Source organism: Nakamurella sp. PAMC28650, from assembly GCF_014303395.1.
Lineage (GTDB): Bacteria > Actinomycetota > Actinomycetes > Mycobacteriales > Nakamurellaceae > Nakamurella.
The window spans coordinates 4,921,388-4,943,838 of sequence record NZ_CP060298.1 but is presented as its reverse complement, the minus strand read 5'-3'; the positions used below and the strand labels follow the sequence as shown (position 1 = coordinate 4,943,838).

General features: G+C 70.1%; 21 protein-coding genes. 12 read left to right on the top strand and 9 right to left on the bottom strand.

The window, feature by feature from the left end:
* The first annotated feature begins 39 nt into the window (after positions 1–39).
* On the top strand, positions 40–645 hold the full coding sequence (locus H7F38_RS22455) for a hypothetical protein (protein ID WP_222618267.1): 606 nt from the start codon (positions 40–42) through the stop codon (positions 643–645).
* Positions 646–715: 70 nt separating this feature from the next.
* Here H7F38_RS22455 and H7F38_RS22450 read toward each other — a convergent pair whose 3' ends face one another.
* Complete coding sequence (locus H7F38_RS22450) at positions 716–946, bottom strand: helix-turn-helix domain-containing protein (RefSeq protein WP_187091842.1); 231 nt, start codon at positions 944–946, stop codon at positions 716–718.
* A gap of 348 nt (positions 947–1,294) precedes the next feature.
* On the opposite strand from H7F38_RS22450, the gene H7F38_RS22445 reads away from it, so the two are divergent.
* From H7F38_RS22445 to H7F38_RS22430, 4 genes are read left to right on the top strand one after another with little or no spacing between them, the layout of a single operon-like run.
* A complete protein-coding gene (locus tag H7F38_RS22445) occupies positions 1,295–1,954 on the top strand; it encodes an SAF domain-containing protein (RefSeq protein WP_187091841.1) in 660 nt (219 codons plus the stop codon).
* Complete coding sequence (locus H7F38_RS22440; RefSeq protein WP_187091840.1) at positions 1,951–3,297, top strand: chromosome partitioning protein; 1,347 nt, start codon at positions 1,951–1,953, stop codon at positions 3,295–3,297. Before H7F38_RS22445 ends, H7F38_RS22440 begins: the two co-directional genes overlap by 4 nt.
* Before the next feature lie 25 nt (positions 3,298–3,322).
* Positions 3,323–4,846 carry a wax ester/triacylglycerol synthase family O-acyltransferase gene (locus H7F38_RS22435; protein ID WP_187091839.1) on the top strand — a complete coding sequence of 508 codons (1,524 nt, stop codon included), beginning with the start codon at positions 3,323–3,325 and terminating at the stop codon, positions 4,844–4,846.
* Positions 4,843–5,370 carry a hypothetical protein gene (locus tag H7F38_RS22430; RefSeq protein WP_187091838.1) on the top strand — a complete coding sequence of 176 codons (528 nt, stop codon included), beginning with the start codon at positions 4,843–4,845 and terminating at the stop codon, positions 5,368–5,370. The genes H7F38_RS22435 and H7F38_RS22430 overlap by 4 nt, the downstream gene beginning before the upstream one ends.
* A gap of 82 nt (positions 5,371–5,452) precedes the next feature.
* On the opposite strand, the gene H7F38_RS22425 is transcribed toward H7F38_RS22430, so the two are convergent.
* Complete coding sequence (locus tag H7F38_RS22425; protein ID WP_187091837.1) at positions 5,453–6,004, bottom strand: YceI family protein; 552 nt, start codon at positions 6,002–6,004, stop codon at positions 5,453–5,455.
* A gap of 210 nt (positions 6,005–6,214) precedes the next feature.
* Here H7F38_RS22425 and H7F38_RS22420 point away from each other — a divergent pair, with 210 nt between their 5' ends.
* Positions 6,215–7,006: an SGNH/GDSL hydrolase family protein gene (locus H7F38_RS22420; protein WP_187091836.1), complete on the top strand. Its 792-nt coding sequence runs from the start codon at positions 6,215–6,217 to the stop codon at positions 7,004–7,006.
* 16 nt (positions 7,007–7,022) lie between these two features.
* Here the strand turns inward: H7F38_RS22420 and H7F38_RS22415 are convergent, their stop codons facing one another.
* The 5 genes from H7F38_RS22415 to H7F38_RS22395 all read right to left on the bottom strand — a co-directional run bounded on the left by H7F38_RS22415 (position 7,023) and on the right by H7F38_RS22395 (position 16,139).
* Positions 7,023–8,351 carry an Ig-like domain-containing protein gene (locus H7F38_RS22415; protein WP_255498127.1) on the bottom strand — a complete coding sequence of 443 codons (1,329 nt, stop codon included), beginning with the start codon at positions 8,349–8,351 and terminating at the stop codon, positions 7,023–7,025.
* Between the two features lie 377 nt (positions 8,352–8,728).
* The gene (locus tag H7F38_RS22410) at positions 8,729–12,745 is read right to left on the bottom strand and encodes an FtsK/SpoIIIE domain-containing protein (protein ID WP_187091834.1); all 4,017 of its coding nucleotides are present in this window, start codon (positions 12,743–12,745) and stop codon (positions 8,729–8,731) included.
* Between the two features lie 78 nt (positions 12,746–12,823).
* Positions 12,824–13,816 (bottom strand): ribosome small subunit-dependent GTPase A, encoded by a 993-nt coding sequence (gene rsgA, locus H7F38_RS22405; RefSeq protein ID WP_187091833.1) that lies wholly within the window; start codon positions 13,814–13,816, stop codon positions 12,824–12,826.
* A 103-nt stretch (positions 13,817–13,919) separates the two neighbouring features.
* Complete coding sequence (gene aroA / locus H7F38_RS22400; RefSeq protein WP_187091832.1) at positions 13,920–15,209, bottom strand: 3-phosphoshikimate 1-carboxyvinyltransferase; 1,290 nt, start codon at positions 15,207–15,209, stop codon at positions 13,920–13,922.
* Between the two features lie 78 nt (positions 15,210–15,287).
* On the bottom strand, positions 15,288–16,139 hold the full coding sequence (locus tag H7F38_RS22395) for a septum formation family protein (RefSeq protein WP_187091831.1): 852 nt from the start codon (positions 16,137–16,139) through the stop codon (positions 15,288–15,290).
* Positions 16,140–16,402: 263 nt separating this feature from the next.
* Between H7F38_RS22395 and H7F38_RS22390 the strand changes: the two genes are divergently transcribed.
* Both H7F38_RS22390 and H7F38_RS22385 read left to right on the top strand, forming a co-directional pair.
* Complete coding sequence (locus tag H7F38_RS22390) at positions 16,403–17,632, top strand: FAD-binding domain-containing protein (RefSeq protein ID WP_187091830.1); 1,230 nt, start codon at positions 16,403–16,405, stop codon at positions 17,630–17,632.
* Between the two features lie 38 nt (positions 17,633–17,670).
* Complete coding sequence (locus tag H7F38_RS22385) at positions 17,671–18,414, top strand: SOS response-associated peptidase (protein WP_187091829.1); 744 nt, start codon at positions 17,671–17,673, stop codon at positions 18,412–18,414.
* 79 nt (positions 18,415–18,493) lie between these two features.
* Here the strand turns inward: H7F38_RS22385 and ybaK are convergent, their stop codons facing one another.
* Positions 18,494–18,973: a Cys-tRNA(Pro) deacylase gene (ybaK, locus tag H7F38_RS22380; RefSeq protein ID WP_187091828.1), complete on the bottom strand. Its 480-nt coding sequence runs from the start codon at positions 18,971–18,973 to the stop codon at positions 18,494–18,496.
* An 85-nt stretch (positions 18,974–19,058) separates the two neighbouring features.
* On the opposite strand from ybaK, the gene H7F38_RS22375 reads away from it, so the two are divergent.
* Positions 19,059–19,886, top strand: coding sequence for a sigma-70 family RNA polymerase sigma factor (locus H7F38_RS22375; RefSeq protein ID WP_187091827.1), 828 nt, complete (start codon positions 19,059–19,061; stop codon positions 19,884–19,886).
* 5 nt (positions 19,887–19,891) lie between these two features.
* Positions 19,892–20,200 carry a mycothiol system anti-sigma-R factor gene (rsrA, locus tag H7F38_RS22370; protein ID WP_187091826.1) on the top strand — a complete coding sequence of 103 codons (309 nt, stop codon included), beginning with the start codon at positions 19,892–19,894 and terminating at the stop codon, positions 20,198–20,200.
* Between the two features lie 141 nt (positions 20,201–20,341).
* Here the strand turns inward: rsrA and H7F38_RS26790 are convergent, their stop codons facing one another.
* A complete protein-coding gene (locus H7F38_RS26790; protein ID WP_370531406.1) occupies positions 20,342–20,416 on the bottom strand; it encodes a 50S ribosomal protein bL37 in 75 nt (24 codons plus the stop codon).
* 271 nt (positions 20,417–20,687) lie between these two features.
* On the opposite strand from H7F38_RS26790, the gene H7F38_RS22365 reads away from it, so the two are divergent.
* Positions 20,688–20,903 carry a biotin/lipoyl-binding carrier protein gene (locus H7F38_RS22365; protein WP_187091825.1) on the top strand — a complete coding sequence of 72 codons (216 nt, stop codon included), beginning with the start codon at positions 20,688–20,690 and terminating at the stop codon, positions 20,901–20,903.
* A complete protein-coding gene (locus H7F38_RS22360) occupies positions 20,900–22,450 on the top strand; it encodes a PAS domain-containing sensor histidine kinase (RefSeq protein ID WP_187094911.1) in 1,551 nt (516 codons plus the stop codon). The genes H7F38_RS22365 and H7F38_RS22360 overlap by 4 nt, the downstream gene beginning before the upstream one ends.
* Position 22,451 lies beyond the last annotated feature (1 nt).

Below are 22,451 nucleotides of genomic sequence, written 5' to 3'. Positions count from 1 at the left end.
GCCTTCAGTCAAGTGCAATCGGGCCCTGTTGACTAAACGATGTCGATCGACCACGGTGAACCGATGCGGTGGGAGCAGCTGTTCAGCGATCTGGATGCGCGGTTCGACGATCTGGCCGACGCGGAGATGATGGCCGAGCTCGCCGATCGCCAACGGGTCGCGGCGGGCGCCATCTCGATGGTGGAACGCATCGGCGGGGCCGTCGGCCGGTCGATCCGGGTGCGGACCGTCGCCGGGATCGCCGTCACCGGCACGCTGCTCAGGATCGGCCCGGACTGGTTGCTGCTGCAGGAGGGGCCCGGTCGCGAGGCACTGCTGTCCCTGGCCGCCACCACCATCGTCGAGGGTCTGTCCGCGGTGACGGGACCCGCGGTGAAGGGCGTCGAGCTCCGGCTGAACCTGCGTCACGCCCTGCGCGGGCTGGCCAGGGACCGCGCTCCGGTGTCGCTGGTCGTGGCGGGTGGGGTCGGCGAACCCGCCGGCCTGTACACCGAGGTCACCGGCACGATCGACCGGCTCGGTGCCGATTTCCTCGAGCTTGCCCTGCATGCCCCCTGGGAACCGCGCCGGGCGGCCAGCGTCCGCTCGGTCGTTCTGGTGCCCGTCGCCGCGGTCGTCCTGGTCCGCGCCCTTCCGCTCGGCTGAATCCCCGGGCGGCATCGGCTCCCAGGATCGAGCCGGTGGCCCGGCGGGTGGGAGGCTCGAACGGCTCGGGTCAGGAGTCGACCGGCAGGGCGGACGGAAGCTCGGACAGGGACGCTGCCGTCCGCTGGTAGGCCTCGTCGATGTATTCCTCCAGTCGGGTCCGCTCGACCCGCCACTGGTTCCGGCCGCCGATCTGGATCCCCTTCAGGTCGCCGCTGCGTACCAGGGCGTAGGTCTGAGAGGTCGAGATGTTCAAGATCTCGGCCACGTCGGCCAGGGTCAGGAAGCGTTCGGTGGTCATCGGGAGCGGTCCTCACTGGATGGGTCGGTACATTTGGGCTAGTCATGATGGTCGATCAGAGGTAATTCGAGCCTTTCGGCGCAACGTAGGCTTCGTCGAACGGGCGAACATCCAGTACTGGGCCAGCAATCCCTGCTCTTGAAGCGATCTGAGGCTCATGAGGCCGCTTTGCGCCCTGATGAGCTAGTTTGATGTATCCACCAGCTTCGCACAATCGCCGATCTGACGTCGATTCTGTCCAAATGACCCTCGGCGTGTTCCTCGGGGGGAGGGGTCGGGTGTGCCGTGGACGGGGCGGGCACGAATGCTCGGCCAGCACGGTTCGGGCGGGTGCGACGAGGGGGAAAGATGAACACGAACGGACCGCAGGGGGCCCCGGTTCCCAGACGGAGCAGCAGGCCGAGATGGCTCGACGTCCGGGTGATCGGAGGGCTGCTGCTGGTCATCGCCGCGGTGGTGGTCGGCGCGCGGGTGATCGGATCCAGTTCGCACACGTCGCCGGTCTGGGCCGCGACGCGGAGCCTGGCCTCCGGTACCGTCCTGACGGCCGGCGACCTCGAACCGGTCGACGTCAACCTCGGTGACGACGCTTCGCGGTACATCGCGGCCGGATCCGGAACGAAGAGCGTGGTCGGTTCGAGTCTGGCGAATCCGGTGGGGGCTGGTGAGCTGGTCCCGGTCTCGGCCGTCCAACCCGCCGCCGCCGGCCGCATCGTCGTGATCGGCGTGTCGCCCGACCGGATGCCACCGGGCGTCGGGCACGGATCGGTGATCGACCTGTACCTGACTTCGGGGGGGACCAACTCGACCAGCGAGGTGAAGACCGATCTGGTCTCGGCGGGCATCACCGTGCAATCTGTATCGGCGCCGTCCTCCGGCGGGTTGTCCGGAGCGACATCGAACCGCTACCAGATTGCCGTCCTCGTCCCGGCCGCACTCGCGGACACGCTGGTGAAAACGCTGCCGAAGGGCGACGCGATCGTCGTGCTGGTCACCGGCACCCGATGAATCCCGGACTCCTCACCGCCGGCAACGGGCAGAGCTGGGAGAACGATCTGGTCGCCGCGCTGGACCGGCCCGGATCCGGCATGAGCGTCGTCCGGCGCTGCGTCGACATCGCGGACGTGCTGACGGCGGCGACCACCGGGCAGGCCTCGGTCGTGGTGGTGTCGGCCGGCCTCCGGCGGTTGGACACCGATGCGCTGCAGCGGCTGGCCGCAGCGGGAGTGGCCGTCGTCGGCATCTATCCGGCGACCGATCCACGGGTCAAGGTGCGTCTCGAGCGCATCGGCATCGTCCACTGCATCGCCGACGACGTCGGTGCCACCGCCGTCCTGGCCGCGGCCAGGGCTGCGGTGCTCCGGCTGGCCACCGGTCCCGTCGCCGCCGGCGCCGACCTCGCCGGTGGCGACCTCGTCGGCGGCACTGCGGTCGCCCAACTCGGGGTCGCCGATCCGCGGTTCGCGCTCGCCTCCGCAGATCAGGCTCCCGAGACGGGAATTCCTGCCCTGGCCAGGTCGGACCCGCCTCCCCGTGGACGCGTGGTGGCGATCTGGGGTCCCGTGGGTTCCCCGGGACGGACCATGCTGGCCTCCAACCTGGGGGTCGAGTGGGCCGAGGCGGGTACCCCGACCCTCCTGATCGATGCCGACGTCTACGGCGGGGTGCTGGCCAGCGCCTTCGGACTGCTCGACGAGTCGCCGGGCCTGGCCGGTGCGTGCCGCCAGGCCGCGAACGGTCGGCTGGACCTCGCCGAGCTGACCAGGCTGGTCTGGGCGATCGGCGCCAACCTGAGGTTGCTGACGGGCATCACCCGCGCCGACCGGTGGCCGGAGTTGCGGCCGTCGGCCATTCCCTCGGTGCTCGCAGTGGCCAGGTCGATGGCACCCCTGACGGTCGTCGACTGTGGGTTCTGCCTCGAGGCGGACGAGGAGATCACCTTCGACACGAGCGCCCCCCGTCGCAACGGGGCGACCCTGGCCGTGCTGGCCGACGCGGACGTGGTCGTGGTGGTCGGGACGGCCGATCCGCCGGGGATGGAACGACTGATCAGGGGGCTGGCCGAACTGCGCGACGTGCTGCCGGAGGCAAGGCCGCTGGTGGTGCTCAATCGATTGCGCCGCACGGCCGCCTCGGCGGACGAGGCGTCCTCCGCCCTGGCGCGATTCGCCGGCCTGCAGGTGGCGGCCGTCCTCCCGGAGGACCGGGCCGCGACCGACAAGGCGTGGGTGCAGGGAGTGCCGCTGTCCGAAGCCGCCCCCGGTTCGCCGTTGCGCAAGGCCGTCCGGGATCTCGCCGGCTCCCTGTCCAGGATGGGCGCGCTCGCCCCGACGTCGGCGGTGCCCCGATGAACCTGGACTGTGCCACGATGACGTGATGACCGACCGCCTCTCGGCGACCGATGCCGCTTTCCTGTACTCGGAGGACACATCGACCCCGATGCACGTCGGCGGGGTCGTCATCCTGCAGCCCGCACCCGGCACCTTCGACTACCAGCAGGTCGTCGACCTGATCGGCGCACGGCTCTCGCTCGTCCCCCGCTACCGGCAGCGCGTGAGGTTCGTGCCAGGACGGCTGGCCCGGCCGGTCTGGGTGGACGACGAGGACTTCGATCTGACCTACCACGTGCGCCGGTCGGCTCTGCCGAAGCCGGGCACGATGGCGAGCCTGGACGATCTGGTCGGGCGGCTCATCTCGCGGCCGCTGGATCGGAACCGGCCGTTGTGGGAGATGTACGTCATCGAGGGCCTGGAAGGTGGCCGGATCGCGATCGTCAACAAGACCCACCACGCGATGGTCGATCGCATCGGTGCCGTGGACGTGGCCGCCGCCATCCTGGACATCGCACGCCGCCCGCGGACCCTCCCGGACCAGCCGTGGATCCCGGTGCCCCCGCCCAGTGACATCGATCTGGTGGTGGACGCAGTGGCCGACATCGCCAGCCGGCCGTCCGATCTGATCGACGTGGTCAGGCTCGCCGCCGCCGATGTGGGCTCGACGGTCGCCCGGCTGGCCAAGGTCGGTGCGGAGGCCGCAGAGCTGGTGCGGCGCACGGTGAATCCAGCGCCCCGCTCGGTGTTGAACGTGACCATGAGCGGCCAGCGGAGGTTTGCGAGCTTCCGCGCCGACCTGGCCGACATCAAGGCGATACGGACGGCCCACGGCGCGTCCGTCAACGACGTGATCCTGGCGGTGATCGCCAGTGCGCTGCGGACGTGGCTGCTGTCCAGGGGTGAGGCCGTCACCCCGTCCACGACGCTGCGCGCGCTCGTCCCGATGTCGGTGCGCCCGGCACCGTCCTCCGGTGACAGCGGCGAAGGTGCCTCGTCCGTCCCGGTGGTGTCCTACCTGCTGGACATGCCGGTGGCCGAGCCGAACCCGGTGATGCGGCTGCACCAGGTGTCGTTCGCGATGAGTGCCCACCTGGACTCCGGGCGGCAGGTCGGGGCCGATTCACTCCTGGAGCTGGGCCGGTTCGCGCCGCCGACGCTGCACGCGTTGGGTGCCAGAGTGGCCGGCCAGCTGTCCGGACGGATGTACAACCTGCTGATCACGAACGCCCCGGGGCCGCAGGTGCCGCTCTATGCCGGTGGTTCGCCGGTCGTCGCGATGTATCCGGTGGCGCCGCTGGCACGTGGCCAGGCTTTGGCGGTGGCGTGCACGTCCTACAACGGGGGCGTCTTCTTCGGCCTGACCGCCGACCGGGATGCCATCCCCGACGTCGAGGAGTTCGCCGTGCACATCGGCGAGGCGATCGAGGAACTGCTGCCACACCAGGCCGGTCCGCTGCCGGGGATCACCACGCCGGCGAGGGCGAAGCGGTCGGCTCGCAGACCGGCCCGGCCGAAGCTGTCCGGCGAACCGCAGTCCGGCGAAGCGCAGTCGGGGGAGCAGCAGTGAGGATCTACATCCCGGTCACCCTGACCAAGCTGCGCCAGGTGGTCCGGGCCAGGGAGCTCACCCCCCGGGGCGGAGTCGTCTTCGGGGTCACCGCCGACCTCCGGGCGGAGTATCCGGAAGCCGACGACGAGGAACTCGAGTACCTCGCGATGTCCGATGCCGCGCGTGCCTGCCTGCGGTTGCTGTCGGCCGCCGGTGCGCAGGAGCCCCCGGTGCGCGTCGTCATCTCGGCGGATGTCGATTCCGCGACGGCCACCCCCGAGTTGGACCGGGCGGCTGCGCACCTCGACGGGCCGGTCTCGTGGAAGCAGATCGCCGCCTTCCACCTCGACGGCGCGGAAGCGGCCGAGGTGGTTCGGGCGGCGACGCAGGTGGTCGACGAGGCCGACCTGGGCGACGACGACGCCGAGTTCACCGTCGGTTCGGCCGAGGATCTGGCCCTGGCCTGGTACGCGCCGGGCGAGATCGCTTATCTGCTCGAGGATCTCGACAGTTTGGAGCCCAGTACAGATCGACCGGAATGAGATCCGCCGAATCCGTCGCCGGATCTGCGGATCTCATTCCGGTCGACGCGGGGGAGACCCGGCCCGATCAGAAGACGGTGATTCAGGCGCTCTTGGTGAACTCCAGCTCGAGTGCGATCTCGACCTTGTCGCTGACGACCGAGTTACCGGCACCGAAGGCGGCGTTGAAGGAGACCTCGAACTCCTTGCGGCTGATCGAGGTGGTGGCCGAGAAGCCAGCCCGCTCCGCACCGTAGGCGTCGGTGGTGGCGCCGAGGAACTCGGTCTCCAGCTCCACGGACCTGGTGATGCCGCGGATGGTCAGGTCGCCGACCAGGATGAACTCGTCACCGTCGAAGTTCTTGACCCCGGTGGAGACGAACTTCAGGCTCGGGTACTGCTCGACGTGCAGGAAGTCGGGGGACTTGACGTGCTCGTTGCGCTGCTCCTGCTTGGTGTCGACACTCGCGGCATCGATCACGGCGGTGACGGAGGCTTCGGCCAGGCCGGCCTCGGGGACGGTCAACGTGGCCGACTCCAGTGCGAAGGTGCCCTTCGCCTTGCCGACGGCCATGTGACGAACCTTGAAGCTGACGTCCGAGTGGACGGCGTCTCCGACCCAGGTGCCGGTCAGAACGGTGGTGGGGGTGCTCATGGGAATCCTCCGAATGTCTGTGATGTGTCCACGACCTTGTGGGACCTACCCTAGACCGAAAGAAGTAGACCTGTCACCAAAGTTGGCGTCGAGCGGACTGTGACGCTCACCATATTGCTCCGATCAGCACATGGATTCAATGAAGTCTCAACAATTTACCTTCCCGACGCCAGCTGTTCGGCCGGTTACCCGTGAGTAGCATCAGCCTCCATGAGCCATGTTGCGCCGACCTTTCCCTCTCGCTACGTCGCCGTCGGGGACAGTTTCACCGAGGGGGTCGGAGATGAGCTGACGGACGGGACGGTGCGTGGTTGGGCCGATCTGGTGGCCGGAGTGCTCTCCGCGCAATGGATCTCGACCGATCCGGCTGGGGAGCGAACCGGTTACGCCAACCTTGCCGTTCGGGGCAAGCTGCTCGGGCCGATCATCGACGAGCAGCTGGATGCGGCGCTCGATCTGCATCCGGACCTGGTGACCTTCGCCGGCGGCGGCAACGACATGCTCCGCCCACGGGCCGACCTCCCGTCGCTGCTGAGGCTGCTGGACCTGGCTGTCGCCCGGCTCTCCGACTCCGGCGCCAGGGTCCTGGTGTTCACCGGTGCGGATCCTTGCGACGGTCTACCGTTCGGGGCTCGGATCCGTTCGACGGGTGACCGGCTGGGGGTAGGGGTCCGCAAGGTTGCCGAGCGGCGCGGCGCACTCGTGGTCGATCTGTGGCCGATCGAGGAGTTGCGGGACCCCCGCTACTGGGCCGCCGATCGGCTGCACCTGAATTCGATCGGGCACCAGCAGGTTGCCGCACGGGTGCTCGACCTGCTGCAGATCGGACGTCCGGCGGCCTGGTCGGTCCCGGTGGGATCGCCGGAGCCGCTGCGGCGGACCGCACGGGAGGAGTTGGATTTCTACTGGGAGTACGTCGGTCCATGGGTGCGCCGCCGGCTCACCGGGACGTCCTCGGGCGATCACCGGCCGCCGAAACGACCTGTGCTGGCACCGATGTAGTCGTCGGCGGGCGGGCTCAGTAGGTCTTGACCGCCAGGTTCTTCCACTGGGGCCACGAGTAGGTCCAGTCGAACAGGTCGCCGTCGGAGGCGGACAGGTCGATCGTCGTCCCGGTGACCTCCACCGGGTCGCCGAGCAGAGCCGACTTGAAGTAGGCCTCCGCGTTGGCCAGCGACAGGTTCACGCAGCCGTGCGAGACGTTGGTGTTGCCCTGGTCGCCGACGGTGTTCGGATTGGCATGGATGAACTCGCCGTTGTCGCTGATCCGGACCGCCCAGTGTTCGAGCACGTTGGTGTACCCGTACTTCGGGTTGCTCATCAGCGTGGTCTCCTTCATGTCGTTGACGACGTGGATACCGGAGCGGGTGATCTTGTCCGCGGTGTCGCCCTTGCCGAAGGAGGCGGGGTAGGTGGCCACCAGCTTGTTGTCCTGGTAGACGAGCAGGTCGTGCGAGTTGACGTCGGCCTTGACGACCTGGTTGCGGCCGACGGTGAAGTCACTGGTGACATCGCTGTCGCCGTAGGCCCCCGCGCCGAACTTCAGCCCGTAGACGTTGGCCTGGACGTGCACCTTGGTGTTCTCCGGCCAGTAGCTCCGTGTCCGGAAGTCCAGTGCCCACTGGCCCCCGTCGTGCTGGATCCAGACCCAGGCGCCGGTGACCTTCGGGGTGGTGGTGATCGAGACGTACTTGGCGATGTTGGCACCGTCGGCGGGCTTGACCCCGAACGAGACGATCACCGAGGTGGCGACGCCGACGGTTTTGCCGTCACCGGGGCTGATGGTGGTCCGCACCTTGCTCGTGGGCGTGACGGTGGTGAAAGTGCCCTTGATCGGCACGACCCTGCCGTCGGTGCCGGTCGCCGACCCGGCGACGGTGTAGGTCTTGCCGTAGCCGAGGACCTCGCCGAGGGTCCAGTTGGTGCCGTCGGTCGAGATCGCGCCCTTGACGATCAGCCCGGACGGACTGGTCAGCGTCAGGGCGGTGATCTTGCCCTTGGCGACCGAGATCTTCAGCGGGTCCGCCGGGCCCAGGGTTCTGGTGCCGAACGCGGGATCGGCCGAGATGGCGGCCGCCGGGGGCACCGGCGTGCTGGAGCTGGTCGAGGTCGAACCGGAGGTGGCCGCGCCGGAGGAGGCCGTGGCTCCCGGGGATCCGGGCGCAGAGGAGGCCCCGCCCGAGGATGCCGGAGCGCCTCCGGTGACGGCCGGGACGGTGACGGACGTACTGCCGGCCGTACCGACCGTCGACCTGACCGTGACCGTCTGCAGCGAGGCGGACCCGCCGGCGGTCGTGCAGGCCGAGGCAGCCAGACCCAGGGCGGCCAACAGGGCCACGAGTCCCACGTGTCTGCCCGACCGTGCGCGCCTGACCACCTGCATGTGAACCGTCCCATTCGTGTGTGTGCCGATACCTGCCGTGCCGGAGCTGAGTCGTGCCGGAGCAGTGCCTGTCGGGAGCCGGGGTTGCGGCGACGCCCAACACCGGCCGCCTCATTCTCCCCGATGCCACGAAATGACGTACGACACAGGCTCGCGGTTGCTCTGATCCGGCGGTAGAGATCCGGCGTCAAAACACCGCCGGCCCACCGATGACCTTTCCCATGGTGCCTGGAGATCTGTGATCCCCGTGTTGGGATTCCCTTTTCTTCCTGCTGATATCGCAGCATTCGACAGCTTTAACGGTGCTTTGCACGCCGGCAGACCTGCTCGGCTACCGGTGGTCAGGGCTCGGCCACCTGCACCGGCTCGACCGTTCCCGGCCGGATCAGATGGCCACGACCCGGGAACATCCGGCCCCGTCGACGGGGCAGGACCGCATCCAGAAGCCCACCATCTGCAGAATCGGCCTGCAACAGCAACCCACAGCGCATCGCGGCCACCTCGGCGACGGGACCCCGGTGGGCGCGGACGGCCCGGTCGAGCCGACTCCCCAACGCCAGGTACTGCCCCGGTCCGGCGACTGTGACGAATCGCTCCAGGAGCGCGGAGAGCGATCGCGCACCACCGCCGTCGGCGATCGCCGCCTCGGCACCTCCGAAGTCGTCGACCACCAACAGGATCGCTCCCCGATGGTTGGTGAGAAGACGTTCCAAGCCTTCCGGGCCTCTCCGCAGGTCGAGGTCCTGGGCACCGGCCAGCGGAGGGAGCGGACCCGGGTGGGCGCGGACCACGGTGATCCCGGCGGCGACCGCGCCGGTGGCCAGCACGAGCAGGGCCGTGGTGACGCCGCTCCGGCGTGGACCGGCGACCAGGAAACCACCACCGGGACCGCCCAGATCGACGGACCGGACGGAGCCGTCGTCCCCGCCCACCCCGATCGGCACCGTGGAGGGGGTCGGCGGTGAAACGGCCACGGACGTCAGGTCGACCCGGGACGGGAGAGGCCGTATCACCGGCCCGGTGGTCGGGGCCGGGGTGTTCGGCGGAGCGATCCCGTGCGGGGCGTACGCCCACTGGATCTCGTTGGATCCGTGGAAACCGCGACCCGGGACCGAAGCGCGGGCATCTCCACGTTCGTCGGAGCCCAAGCGGACGACACTCGCGAACGACCCGGCGACCCGATGGTGCTGCAGCCGGAGTTCCCCGGAGACCGCCACCCGCAGGCCGGACGCCGGGCCGCGCGCGGCCAGGTCGGCCACAGCGGACAGCGTTGCGCCGAAGTCCAGGGTCTCGAGAGCGCCGCTGATCGCATCCCATCCGTCGACCACCAGCAGAAGGGGCGTTCCTGGCGAAGGCGCTGCCTGGTGCAGGCCGTCCGTCAGCCGTCGGACCAATCGCTGGACCAACGACGGATCCTCTCCGCTCAGATACGTCCGGGTGGCCGGCCACCCGGCCAGGTCCGACAGCGAGCCGCCGGCATCGACGACCAACAACGCGGCTCCGCGATGGGCTGCGCACCAGGCGAGTCTGCGCAGACCCGAGCTGCGGCCGGATCCGGGCGGTCCCAGCAGCAGAATCGAGCCGGCCGGGGCGGCCAGGCCCACCTGCCGCTGCTCGGCGGGCCGGTCCACCAGGCCGACGACCCCGGGATCAGACGGCTCGTAGAGGACGGGCAGCGGGGGCGTCCACGGTGGCCGCGGAGTGCGCAGGCCGGTCGCCTTCGCCCTGGCTGCCTCGACGATCCGGTCCAGATCCGTCGGTCCGGCGGACACGATGTGCGGGGCAACGGGCGGGTCGTCACCACGGACGCGCACCGTCGGTCCGGTCGTTGCGGTCCCCGAGACCCTCGCGATTTGGAAGGGCGTCGTCCGGGAGCGTTCGGATCGCAGCAGGGCCCGACCGGCCTGACCGGCGCCGAGTCTGGCCGCCTCCGGCGTGTCGATGACGTCGATCGAGTCGGCGTCATCGGTGACCCGCAGGCAGATGCGCAGACCGATGTTCGCCTTGATCGCCGGGCTCAGGACGCCGGCCGGACGCTGGGTCGCCAGGACCAGGTGCAGCCCGAGCGATCGCCCCCGTTGCGCGACGTCGAGCAGACCGGAGAGGAAGTCGGGGAGTTCGGCGCCGAGCGTGGCGAACTCGTCGACGACGATGACCAGCGCCGGTGGCGCCTGGTCCTGCACGAGTGCACGCAACGCGGCGATGTCGCTCACCCGGTGGTCGGCGAACTGCTGCTCCCGGCGATGTACCTCGGCCCGCAGGCCGGCCAGGGCGCGCGCGGCCACCACCGCGTCGAGGTCGGAGACCACACCCGCCGTATGGGGAAGCTCGCCGAGGTGGCCGAGCGCGGCGCCGCCCTTGTAGTCGATCAGCACGAGAGCGGTGTGGTCCGGCGGGGCGGCCAGGACGAGACCGGCGATCAGCGTCCGGAGCAGCTCGGACTTGCCGGACCCGGTGGTGCCGGCGACCAGTACGTGTGGGCCGTCGCGTTCCAGGTCGACCGTCACCGGCCCGTTCCGACCCACCCCAAGGACAGCGCTCAGGGTCGGCGAGGCCCATCGGGAATCCATCAGGGAGGCGAAACTCGTCGGGCCGACCAGGTGGGCCAGGGTCACCTCCGGCGGCAGCCCCGCACCCCGGGCATCCGGGTCCAGCAGCGGGGCCAGGGAGCAGACCATCTCCCGGAGGTAGTCGGCCGAGACGCCGGCCACCTCGGCCCCGCCCCGCACCGGGCCGGCCGCGAAGGTCACGACACCGGAGCGCACGACGGCCACCGCGGCGCACTCGACCGGGAGTGCCTCCACCGAGCCGGCCACGCAGATCGCGATCAGGCGGGGGTGCGCGGAACGGTCCGGTGCCGGTGGGCCGGCCCCTTCGCGGAGCCACCCTTGTCGTTCGACGAGACCGGCCCCGGCAGTGCCGGGTCGGGCCGCCCGGCCCAGCAGGTCGTTCATCCTCGGCGTTCGTCGCCAGCGATGGGCGTCATCCAGGATCATCACCGTGGTCGGGCCGTCCCGCGGGGCGCACAGCAGTCTGGCCACCTCGGCGTCGGCCCGGTCGGACCGGAGGACCCCGGGGTGACCGTCGATCGCGGTGTGCGGCAGGTCGCGGAGCCTGGCCAGGTCGCCGTGGGCGGAGAAGATCGAAAGTTGTAGATCCGCCGGTGAGTGCAGGGCGGCGAGTTGCCCGATCCAGTGGCGCAGCAGCGGCCGGCACTCACCGGCCAGACCCAGGACGCCGACCTGCTCGAGACCGATCGTGATCGGAACCCCGGCCGCCATCGGGGCCCGGTCGGTCAGGACTCGTGCAGCCCGCTGCCCGATCCCGACGGACAGCCGCAGGAAGTCGGGATCGTCGCGGCGGCGTTCCCACAGGCGGCTGCTACCGGACTTCGCCCGGCGCGCGAGGGTCGCGGGATCCGGGTATCGATCCCAGGCGTCGGCCCGGTCGGCAACGACCGATGCCGCCCGGATGTCCCTCTCGCGCAGTAGGGCCCGGCGGTGATCTGCCACCTCCCGATGATGGCTGCGACGACCACCCAGCCGGTCGGACAGTGCGGTGGCCAGCATCATCAGCGGACCCAGCGCGGCCAGCAGCAGGAAGGTCCACAGACCGGAGACGATCGCGATGGCGGCCCCGGCCAGTCCGCCGATCGCGGCGGCCAGCAGCGGCAGGGGTCGTCGGGAACGCTCCGGGGCCGGCCCGACGGGTGGCGGCAGGTCGAACCGGAATGCCGGCGCGACGCGGGCCGGACGGGCGACCGAGAGATGACCGGCGCCATCAGCGGTGAGCAGCAGGCCCGGCTCCGCATCGAGGCTGCTGCGCAGCACGCTGCGCCCCATCCGGATCAGCCCACCCTCGGGTACGGCCGGCGAGAGACCGGCCCGGGGACGGGGGGCTCCGTCGACCCTGATCCCGTTGGCGGACCCGAGATCGTTCAGCACGAGACCTCGTGCGTCCCACTGGACGCGGGCGTGCCACCGCGACAACTCGGGATCGTCCAGACTCAGATCGCAGTCGGGACCCCGCCCGACGATGACGGGGCCGTCGCCGAGTCCGACCCAGCGGCCGGCATCCGGACCGGCGATGCAGGAGAGGTTCACCGCACCGGTGGCCGGGGCCAGGTCCTGCGGCACGGTCGACAGGATCGTCCCGGCCAGCAGCGGTGCGGTGCCGAGCACCCACGAACCCTCGACCGGTCCGACGCCCAGGTTCAGCACCGTGTCGGTGGGGAGTCCGGCGCATCCGAGCAGCTGCGGCTCGATCTCCCCCCAGGTGATCGGCGCGGGCAGATCGATCAGCAGGTCGTGATCGCCGTGGAAGGTGCGCACGGTGAGGGGCAGGACGAAGGGCGTCATGGCGGCCAGTCTCGGCGGGCCGGAAGCCCTGGACCACCGACCGGCCGAGAATGTGGATGGCCAGGGGTATGGGGACAACTAGGGCTGGTTCCCGCTCCCGCCGTCTGGTTCGCCCGGATCGGTGACGCCCGCCTTGGAGGCGAGGAGTCGCCGGAAGGACGCGAGCCGGCCGGCACGCGCGCCGCCGGCCGCGACGAACGCGTCCAGGGCACAGCCGACACCTGTGGAGTCCGGACCCCCGTCCGGTCCGGAGTGATCACAGCCGGGCGGGCAGTCGACGGTGGCCGGGAGGAGGTCGTCGAAGGTCTGCAGCAGATCGTCGGCGGTGACGTGCGCGAGACCGAACGACCGGACGCCAGGGGTGTCGATGACCCAGCCGCCGTCCGGCAGCGCCAGCGCGATCGCCGACACCGAGGTATGGCGCCCCTTGCCGACACCGGTGACCGTGCCGATGGCCCGCAGGGCATCCGGTACCAGCGCGTTGACCAGGGTCGACTTCCCGACCCCGGAATGTCCGACCATCACCGAGATCAATCCGTGCAACGTCCGCCGGACCTCTTCGACGCTCGCCGGATCGAGCGTGCGATCCGGATGGTCGGGGTCGGCGGCACCGGCCGAGCGGCGGGTGACGATGATCGGGAGATCGAGATCCCGGTAGGCCGCCAGCAGCGGTGCGGGGTCGGCCAGATCGGCCTTGGTCAGCACCAGCACCGGATCCAGGTGGCCCGTGTAGGCGGCGACCAGGCAACGGTCGATGAAACCGGTCCGCGGCACCGGATCCGCCAGGGCTGTCACGATCACCAGCTGGTCCGCATTGGCGACGATCACCCGCTCGGCCAGATCGGTGTCGTCGGCGGACCGGCGGAGCACACTGCGGCGTTCGGTGATCCGGACTATCCGGGCCAGGGCGTCCGTCCCGCCGGAGATGTCGCCGACGATCTGCACGAGGTCACCGACCGCGATCGCCCGGCGGCCCAGCTCGCGGGCCCGCATGGCGACGACGGTCCTGGAACGTTTCGTGTCACCCTCGACCAGGCAGGTGTAGCGCCCCCGGTCGACCGTGATCACCATGCCGGCGGTCGAATCGTCATGTGTGGGACGGGTTTTGGTGCGGGGCCTCGATCGACGGGAGGGCCGGACGTGGACGTCGTCGTTGTCCCAGCTGTCGCCGAGCTCAGCCACGAGCAGCCTGTTCGCCGGTCAACATGTCGGTCCACATCCGGTCGAAACCGGGCAGGGTCTTGGCGGTGGTGTCGATGTCGTCCACCCACAGGTCGGGGACCCGCAGGCCGACGATCGCACCGGCGGTGGCCATCCGGTGGTCCGCCCAGGCCGCCCAGATCCCGCCGGTCAACGGACGGGGCCGGATGATCACTCCGTCCGGCGTCTCCTGCGCGTCGCCGCCGATCGACCGGATGTTGCCGGCGATCGCCGCGAGGCGGTCGGTCTCGTGCCCCCGCAGATGCCCGATGCCGTAGAGGCGACTCGGCCCGTCTGCGAACATCGCGAGAGCCGCGATGGTCGGCGTCAGCTCGCCCACGTCGTGCAGGTCGAGATCGACTCCGGCCAACTGCCCGGATCCGGTCACCGACAGGGTGCCGGCGGACAGGTCCACGGTCGCCCCCATCAGCGCCAGAATCCACCGGATGGCATCCCCCGGCTGGGTGGTGGCGGTCGGCCAGTGCGGAATCCGGACGGTGCCGCCGGCGACGGCCGCTGCGGCCAGGAACGGCGTGGCGTTGGACAGATCGGGCTCGACCGTCCGGTTCCACGGCGAGACCGGTCCAGGTTGGACCCGCCAGGTGTTCGCGCCGCTGTCGTCGACCGACACCCCGACCGACCGGAGCATCTCGACGGTCATCTCGATGTGCGGCATCGACGGTACGGGCTTGCCGGTGTGCACCAGGGTCAGGCCGTGTTCGTAGCTCGCTCCGGACAGCATCAGTCCGGAGACGAACTGCGAGGAGGCGGACGCATCGATCCGGACGGTGCCCCCGGCCAGCGAACCGGTGCCGTGCAGGACGAACGGCATCGCGTCGCCGTCGATGTCGGCCCCCAGATCGCGCAGCGCCTGGAGGATGGTGGTCATCGGGCGGATCCGCGCGTATTCGTCACCATCGACGGTGACGTCCCCGGTCGCCGTCACCGCCAGCGGCGGCAGGAATCGCATCACCGTCCCGGCCAGCCCGCAGTCGATGACGGCCGGCCCGGCCAGCGGCGCGGGCGTCACCCGCCACGATTCGGCGGCCTTGATCACCTCGACGCCGAGCCGTCCCAGCGCGGCGGCCATCAGGTCGGTGTCGCGACTGCGCAGCGGCGCCGTGATGGTGGACGGCCCGGTCGCCTGGGCGGCCAGGATCAGGGCGCGGTTGGTCAACGATTTCGACCCGGGCACCGGGACGGTCGCGTCGAGCGGTCGGTGGGCGGTCGGCGCCGGCCAGGGGGTGCTCGTCGAAAGGCTCACCCGATCATTTTCGCCCCTCTCGGGCCCCTCGGATCCCGTTCAGGGCGCCCGGACGGTCGGCGACGCGGGAAACGGCGCCTATCGGAGCGACAACCGGCCACTTCCGTGGTTGATCAGGGTGCTCGTCAGGCTGAGGTTGGACGTCGTCGTCACCCAGCATTCGGACGCACCGCCCTGCGCCCTGGTCAGGACGGCGAGCTGACCCCCGAAGGTCGGATCGACCGTGCCGATCACCTGGCCGGCCAGGTGGATGCACGTGGTGTCGGCGCCGGTGGCGGAGTTGGCGGCGACAGCGGCGGTGGCGGCCCTGCGGTAGGTCCTGGTCAGCTGCTCGGCGTGGTGCGGCCGGTCGCAGGACACCGCAGAGGTGCCGGGCCCGTCGGAGCAGTTGGCGAAGGCGCCCGGTGGCGTCCGGAAGCTGGCATCCGCCGCGGTGCCCCGGTAGCTGATCGGGTAGTCGAGCAGGCCGGGCATCAGCTCGCAGCTGTACCAACGCTGGCCGAGCTGCCATTCCAGCGCGCCGGGAACGGTGAGCCGGGTGAAGAAGGAGACCTGGATCCGTGGCAGCGCGGTCTTCGTGCCCCAGCCCAGGAACCGTCCGGCCAACTGATCGCACTGCTGGCTCAGCGAGCCGGTGGTGAAGGTCGGGTCCGAGACGGTGGGGCGGGTCTTCCTGTCGAGCCGGCCGACCGCAAGGACCTCGGCACTGTGCGACTGGCTGCAGGGCACCGTCGGGACCAGGTCGACCACGCTGTTCAACTGTTCGGGAGTGTCCAGCGGGGCAAGGCAGTCACCGACCCGCAGCGGCGCATCGACGTGCACCGCGGGTGCTGCGGAGCCGCCCAGATTCCGGCCCAGCAGCCCGGGCACGCACAGGACGGCCACCAGGATCACCGACATCATCACGATGCCGACGAAGCGTCTGTCCATCGCGACTCCTCGCACCGTCCCTGCCCCGGGGGAATCGGGGCCCTCTGCGGTGGCCCCGGCCGGCCGGTGGTTTCCTGCGTGCGGCGATGCCCGCGAGGATCTGACGGCTTCCCACCACTATGGACCCCGGCCCGCGATTGCGACAGTGCCTCTCCCGAGCCTGGCCAGGGTCTCTCCCGACTGCTCGGCCGTGCCCGCCCGGACGGCGGCGGCGCAGGGGCCTCCCAGGTGTGGCTGTCGGTCCATCCGGGCATCATGCGTTCATGCCGCTGCTGCCCGATCCACCGTCCATCACCGATGGCGCCACCACCGAGGACGTGGTGCGCTGGGTCGCCGATCATCTCGGCGATCTGACGCTGGAGGGACCGGACGGCATCGCAGCGGGCGGATTCCGCGGCGGTCAACAGGCGGCGGACCAGGCGCTGGCCACCCTCGACATCACCGGCTATGCGCGGGACCGCAGTGTGGTGCTGCCGGTCGAGCGCCGCGGCGCCAGCCGGATGTCGCCGTACATCCGGCACGGGCTTCTCTCGCTGCCGGCCGTCTGGTCCGCGGTGGCCGATGCCCCCACGCGCGATCGCGGCAAGTACCGGGACGAGTTGCTGTGGCAGGAGTTCGCACGGCACCTGTACGCGAGGGTGGGTGCGGCCTCGCGGGAGCCGCTGACCAGGGCGCAACCCGCTGCCGTCGGCTGGGCTGCGGAACCGTGGCCCGCCGAGATGAACTGCATGGACAGCATGGTCGGCGAGTTGCACGAGCACGGCTGGCTGGTGAACCAGACCCGGATGTGGCTGGCCTCGCAGTGGGCGGTGCGGGCAGGCGCGGACTGGCGCGACGGTGAGCAGGAGATGTTCGTGCACCTGCTCGACGGTTCCCGGGCGGCGAATCGTCTGGGCTGGCAGTGGACGGTGGGGACGGGCAGCGGGAAGCCGTACGGCTTCAGCCGTTGGCAGGTGCAGAAGAGGGCTCCGCAGCTCTGCCGCGACTGCAAGCTGGCGTCCGCCTGCCCGATCGAGCAGTGGCCGGACGCCGGTCCCGGCCGGGTCGTCGACGGTCCCGATCTGGACAAGGGGCCGATTCCGGCCGGGCCGGTCGAGGTGGTCGGTGCCGGGACCGGCGAGCAGGTCTGGCTGACCGCGGAGTCCCTGGGGGTCTCGGATCCGGCGCTGGCGGCCGATGCCGGACGGCCCGCAGTCTTCGTGTTCGACGAACCGTTGCTCACGAGGCTGCGCCTTTCGGGCAAGCGGCTGGTGTTCCTGGCCGAGACGCTCGGCGAGCTGGCCGCGTCACGACCGCTGGAGGTCCGGCGCGGGGTGGTGGCGCAGGAGTTGGCCGGGCGCTCGCTGGCGGCCACCTGGACACCGGTTCCCGGCTGGTCCCGGATCTCTGGGCGGCTGGAACCGGACGAGGTGCACCCGTGGCCGTGGTTGGTACGTCCGGGGCCGGCGTCCGTCCGCTCGTTCAGTGCCTGGCGGCGCGACAGCCACCGGTAGTCGGCCGGCCCGCGGCGCAGCGTGCACAATCGGTCGGCATGTGCGGTCGATACGCGAGTTCCACCACCACGGCCGGTCTCTACGGCGCCTTCGAGATCGACGAGGTCTTCGGCGACGATCTCGAACCGTCCTGGAACGTGGCGCCCACCGACCCGGTCAGGGCCGTCCTGCAGCGTCGGCCACGGGGCGAGGACACCGGAGCCGCCGAGATCCGTCAGCTGGGGACGGTGCGATGGGGTCTGGTCCCCAGCTGGTCCAAGGACAAGAAGGGCGCCGCCCGGCTGATCAACGCCCGCCGGGAGACCGTCACCGAGAAACCTGCCTTCAAACGCGCCGCCGCCCGCCGCCGTTGTTTGTTGCCGGCCGATGGCTACTACGAATGGCAGAAGACCGCCGACGGCAAGATCCCCTGGTACCTGCACGATCCGCACGGCGACCAGCTCGCGTTCGCCGGCCTCTACGAGTTGTGGCCGGACCCGTCGCTGCCCGACGACGATCCGGCGAAGTGGTTCTGGAGTGCAACCGTCATCACCCAGCAGGCGACCGACACGCTCGGGGGGATCCACGATCGTTGCCCGGTGCTCGTGCCGCCGGCGCTGCATCGCGACTGGCTGGACTGCTCGTCCGGCGAGTTGGCCGTGGCCGAGCGGCTGCTCGCGGCGATGCCGGAGCCGGTGCTCGAGCCACGGGTGGTCTCGCCTGCGGTCAACAGCGTCCGGAACAACGGGCCGCAGCTGGTCGAGGCCGCCGCTGACGTCCCGCCGGATCTGAGCCTGCTCTGACCGCCCCCGCCCCCGCAACGTCCTGCAGAGTGCGGGCGATAGCCCGCACTGTGCAGGACGTCAGCGAGCTTCGTGGCGTTCAGTCCCCGGCGATGGCGGCGACCCTGGCGCGGCAGACGGCGACCAGATCGGCCGGGGCGAGCTCCACCTGGAGCCCGCGTCGCCCGGCACTGACGAACACGGTGTCGAATCCGGAGGCCGACCGGTCGACGATCGTGGTGAGCATCTTGCGCTGGCCCATCGGTGAGATTCCGCCGGCGACGTAACCGCTGGACCGCTCGGCCTCGGCCACCGGAGCCATCGCGGCTTTCTTCCCACCGGCCGCGGCCGCCAGGGCCTTGAGATCCAGGTGGGCCGCGACGGGGACGACGCCGACCACCAATGTCCCGTCGACCGATGCCACCAGAGTCTTGAACACCCGCGCCGGATCCTGGCCCAGCGCTGCGACCACCTCGTCGCCATAGGCGGTGGTGCGCGGGTCGTGGTCGTAGGGACGCAGTGTGTACGAGACCTTCGCCCTGATCAGGGATGCGATCGCGGGAGTGGGAGCAGCGGCCATCGCTGCAGATTAACCTCCCGCCTCCGCACGGCGCGGAATAGGTCCATCCCGGAGGGCGTTGGCAGGAACGAGAGGGAGGTGGGCGATGACGAACTCAGCAGTGCTGGACCGGCCCGTCGACCCGGCGAACGTCTTGACGCGCATCGCGACCCCACGGGGTCTGCCCGTGGTCGGCGTACCCTCACTGACCAGTGGAGCCGAAGGCTCGCGCGCCCGGTCGACGGGCGGTACGGCAGGGACGAGGGCGCTGGTGACGACAGACATCGAAGAAGCAGTGGACGGGGCGTCGGCGGGCGCTGCGGCCGGGAAGGTCACTGACCCGGTGACGGAGGAGAACCTGTCCGAACGGTTCACCGAGCAGGCCATGCCGCTGATCGACCAGCTCTACGCCGCTGCGATGCGGATGACCAGGAACCCGGCAGACGCCGAGGATCTGGTGCAGGAGACCTATCTCAAGGCGTTCGGTGCCTTCAAGTCGTTCGCCCAGGGCACCAACCTGCGGGCGTGGCTGTACCGGATCCTGACCAACACGTACATCAACGGCTACCGGAAGAAGCAGCGTCAGCCGCAGGTGTCGCCGACCGAGGAGATCACCGACTGGCAGTTGGCCGCTGTCGAGTCGCACACGTCCACCGGCCTGCGTTCGGCCGAGATGGATGCCCTGGACCGGTTGCCCGACACCGACGTGAAGCAGGCCCTGCAGGAACTGCCCGAAGACTTCCGCCTGGCCGTCTACCTGGCCGACGTCGAGGGGTTCGCCTACAAGGAGATCGCCGAGATCATGGGGACGCCGCTCGGCACCGTCATGTCCCGGCTGCACCGTGGCCGTCGTCAGCTCCGTGAACTGCTGACCGACTACGCGACCGAGCGCGGATTCCTGCGCAATTCTTCGACCGACCTGAATGAGGTGTGAGAGCGATGGCTTGCGGAGATCCCGAGGACATCGAATGCGCGGGTGTCCTGAGGGACGTCTGGCAGTTCCTGGATGACGAGCTCGATCCGGCCAACCGCGCCGCCGTCGAAGCCCATCTCGACGGCTGTTCTCCGTGTCTGGAGGAGGCAAACCTCGATCAGAAGCTGAAAGCGTTGCTGCACCGCAAATGTGGCGGCGACGTGGCGCCGGAGGACCTGCGCGCGAAGGTGGCCGCCCGGCTGCGGTCGGTGACCGTCACGAGCGTGAGTGCCCATGGGTACGAACAGGTTTCGGTCCGCAGCGTCGAATTCTGACTCGAAGGCGGTCCCGGCCCGGGTGGTTCCGGGAAGATGGTGCTTCAATGCCGACGGGCCCCGTCGGTGAACTCCGGTAGGGCCGTCCGACGGCCACTGCGTAGAGATCACCGGCGGGGCCCGTCGGCGTGACACGGGACGTCAGGCGTTCGGACGATTTCCGTGATTGGCACCGTTCTTCTTGCGGGACTTCCGCTTGCGACCACGCTTGCTCATGGTGACTCCAATCCTGATGTCTGGGTGCTGCCGCCGGACCGGACTGGTGCAGCGCTACCTCCATTTTGCCATGTCGGCGAAGGTCGATCGGCCAATCGGCCGCACGTCTGCTCCCGGGAGCACTCCCGGACCCGTCCGACTGCCCGGCCCGGCACGGACTGCGGGCGCTTCGGGGCGTGACAGGATGAACGGCAGTCCCGCGGGGCGCCCGACGGTTGAGTTGGAGGGCGACCGGCCAGGGGTGACCCATTCGTGAGTGGAAGGAACGCCGATGGCGGAGGAAGTACGCGCCGAAATGGTGGCAAACGTCTGGAAGGTGCTGGTCGCCGAGGGTGACACGGTCACCGACGGCGACACCCTGGTGATCCTGGAGTCCATGAAGATGGAGATCCCGGTGATTGCCGAGGTGGATGGCACGATCACCGCGATGGGCGTCACCGAGGGGCAGGTCGTCCAGGAGGGCGATCTCATCGCCGAGATCTCCTGAGCACGCTCTCCGACCTGCTGGCCGAGCACACCGCTCTGCCCGGGTCGTCAGTGGCCCATCTGCAGGGGCTCGTCTCGGAGTGGCAGTTGCTGGCCGACCTCTCCTTCTCCGACCTGATGGTCTGGGTGCCGACCGATCCGATGCCGCGGGACGGACAGGAAGGCCCTGACACCCAGTGGTTCTGCGTCGCACAGGTCCGGCCCACCACGGGCACCACCGCGCACCTGGACGACATGGTCACGGTGATGGCCGATCCCGAAGAGGCCGACCTGCTGCTGGAGGCCTGGCAGAAGGCCGAGATCGTCTCCGATTCCGAGCTGGGCGAGCTCGACGCGCAGGGCGTACCGCTGAAACCGGCGCGGGTACCGCGCAGCCGGACGCACCGTCGGGAGGTGATCCCGGTGGTCCATCACGACCAGGTCATCGCGGTGGTCACCCGGGACACCGGACGGCTGGTCGGCCGGGAGGCCAGCCTGCTGGAGACGGCCTATGTCGACGCCGCCGAGGACCTGTTCCGGATGGTCGCCGACGGCGCCTTCCCGCCGGCCGCCCAGACCGGCGAGATCCACACCGGTCCGCGGGCGGGTGACGGACTGCTGCGCCTGGACGCCGACGGACGCGTGGTCTACGTCAGTCCCAATGCCGTCTCGGCGTATCACCGGATGAACCTCACCGGATCGGTGATCGGCGCTGATCTGGCCAATCTGACCCGCAAGCTGATCGCCGACCCGTTCGACGCCGCTGAACTGGCGGCGCGGATCACGGGCGCGGTCCAGGGCCGCAGCAGTCTGCGCATGGAGGTGGAGGTGCGTGCGGCGACCGTGTTGTTCCGCTCGCTCCCGCTCCGTCCTGGAGGCCGGCCGTCCGGGGCGTTGGTACTGGTCAGGGACGTGACCGAGGTGCGTCGCCGCGACCGGGCCCTGCTCAGCAAGGACGCGACGATCCGCGAGATCCACCACCGCGTCAAGAACAACCTGCAGACCGTGGCCGCGCTGCTCCGGCTGCAGGCCCGGCGATCCAAGGACGGCGCCGTTCGTCACGCGCTGGCCGAGTCGGTGCGGCGGGTGTCCTCGATCGCGCTGGTGCACGACACGCTGTCGCTCTCCCCGGACGATCGCGTCGACCTGGACCAGATCGTCGACAAGCTGGTGCCCATCATCGCCGAGGTCGCGTCCACCGACACCAGGGCGAGGGTGAAGCGGATCGGTAGTTTCGGCATCATCGGGGCCGAACTGGCGACGCCGCTGGTGATGGTGCTGGCCGAGGTGGTGCAGAACGCGCTCGAACACGGCTACCGGACGCCGCGGGCCGACGCCGAGGTGGTGATCGGGGTCGAACGGTCGGCCCGGAGCCTGGACATCAGAGTCGTGGACGACGGCGTCGGCCTGCCGACCGGCTTCTCCCTGGAGAAGGGGTCCGGCCTCGGGCTGCAGATCGTCCGCACCCTGGTGGATGCAGAACTGCTCGGCTCCATCGGGATGCGGCGTCGGGATGACGCTCCCGGCACCGAAGTACTCATCCGCATCCCCCTCCGCGGCCGGACCTGAC

What these genes read in the sequence shown, in the direction of transcription:
- H7F38_RS22455 (WP_222618267.1), top strand. Translation starts at nt 40, where the DNA reads ATGTCGATCGACCACGGTGAACCGATGCGGTGGGAGCAGCTGTTCAGC.
- H7F38_RS22450 (WP_187091842.1), bottom strand. Translation starts at nt 946, where the DNA reads ATGACCACCGAACGCTTCCTGACCCTGGCCGACGTGGCCGAGATCTTG.
- H7F38_RS22445 (WP_187091841.1), top strand. Translation starts at nt 1,295, where the DNA reads ATGAACACGAACGGACCGCAGGGGGCCCCGGTTCCCAGACGGAGCAGC.
- H7F38_RS22440 (WP_187091840.1), top strand. Translation starts at nt 1,951, where the DNA reads ATGAATCCCGGACTCCTCACCGCCGGCAACGGGCAGAGCTGGGAGAAC.
- H7F38_RS22435 (WP_187091839.1), top strand. Translation starts at nt 3,323, where the DNA reads ATGACCGACCGCCTCTCGGCGACCGATGCCGCTTTCCTGTACTCGGAG.
- H7F38_RS22425 (WP_187091837.1), bottom strand. Translation starts at nt 6,004, where the DNA reads ATGAGCACCCCCACCACCGTTCTGACCGGCACCTGGGTCGGAGACGCC.
- H7F38_RS22420 (WP_187091836.1), top strand. Translation starts at nt 6,215, where the DNA reads ATGAGCCATGTTGCGCCGACCTTTCCCTCTCGCTACGTCGCCGTCGGG.
- H7F38_RS22410 (WP_187091834.1), bottom strand. Translation starts at nt 12,745, where the DNA reads ATGACGCCCTTCGTCCTGCCCCTCACCGTGCGCACCTTCCACGGCGAT.
- rsgA (WP_187091833.1), bottom strand. Translation starts at nt 13,816, where the DNA reads ATGGTGATCACGGTCGACCGGGGGCGCTACACCTGCCTGGTCGAGGGT.
- H7F38_RS22395 (WP_187091831.1), bottom strand. Translation starts at nt 16,139, where the DNA reads ATGGACAGACGCTTCGTCGGCATCGTGATGATGTCGGTGATCCTGGTG.
- H7F38_RS22390 (WP_187091830.1), top strand. Translation starts at nt 16,403, where the DNA reads ATGCCGCTGCTGCCCGATCCACCGTCCATCACCGATGGCGCCACCACC.
- H7F38_RS22385 (WP_187091829.1), top strand. Translation starts at nt 17,671, where the DNA reads ATGTGCGGTCGATACGCGAGTTCCACCACCACGGCCGGTCTCTACGGC.
- ybaK (WP_187091828.1), bottom strand. Translation starts at nt 18,973, where the DNA reads ATGGCCGCTGCTCCCACTCCCGCGATCGCATCCCTGATCAGGGCGAAG.
- H7F38_RS22375 (WP_187091827.1), top strand. Translation starts at nt 19,059, where the DNA reads ATGACGAACTCAGCAGTGCTGGACCGGCCCGTCGACCCGGCGAACGTC.
- rsrA (WP_187091826.1), top strand. Translation starts at nt 19,892, where the DNA reads ATGGCTTGCGGAGATCCCGAGGACATCGAATGCGCGGGTGTCCTGAGG.
- H7F38_RS22365 (WP_187091825.1), top strand. Translation starts at nt 20,688, where the DNA reads ATGGCGGAGGAAGTACGCGCCGAAATGGTGGCAAACGTCTGGAAGGTG.